Source organism: Bradyrhizobium sp. NBAIM08 (assembly GCF_020193935.1).
GTDB classification, from domain to species: domain Bacteria; phylum Pseudomonadota; class Alphaproteobacteria; order Rhizobiales; family Xanthobacteraceae; genus Bradyrhizobium; species Bradyrhizobium yuanmingense.
Genome location: NZ_JADYVR010001277.1, coordinates 1 through 386, shown reverse-complemented (window position 1 = coordinate 386; position 386 = coordinate 1). Strand labels below are relative to the sequence as shown.

The 386-nt window shown below is 70.7% G+C and carries 1 pseudogene; it reads left to right on the top strand.

Going from position 1 to position 386, the window contains the following annotated elements:
• Window positions 1-375, top strand: a pseudogene (locus tag I6F37_RS44510) (hypothetical protein); the annotation flags it as partial.
• Window positions 376-386: the final 11 nt, after the last annotated feature.

Genomic DNA, 386 nt, shown 5'->3' with positions numbered 1-386 from the left:
GTGGTATCGTTGCGCGGCGGCGACGTGCCCGGCACGGAACGTTCGCTCGAACGCGTGCATCGCTGGCTGCGTCCGGTGCGGCGAATGGTGCTGGCGAAGGCGCGCGCCGTCGTGGCGAACTCGCCGGGCCTCGCGCAGCTCTCCATGCGTGCGGACCCCATCGCCGTGCAGGTCATCGCCAATGGCGTCGACCTGGAGACGTTCAGCCCGGCAGGCTCGCCGCGCGCAGGCGAATTCCGCTTCCTCTTCGTCGGCCGGCTGAACGAGCAGAAGAACGTCGGCATGCTCCTCGAGGCCCCGCGGCGCTGCGCCAGGCATCGGCCGCGCAATTTCGCCTGCGCATCGTGGGCGACGGACCCAGGCGCGAGGAGTTGATGGCGCTGTCG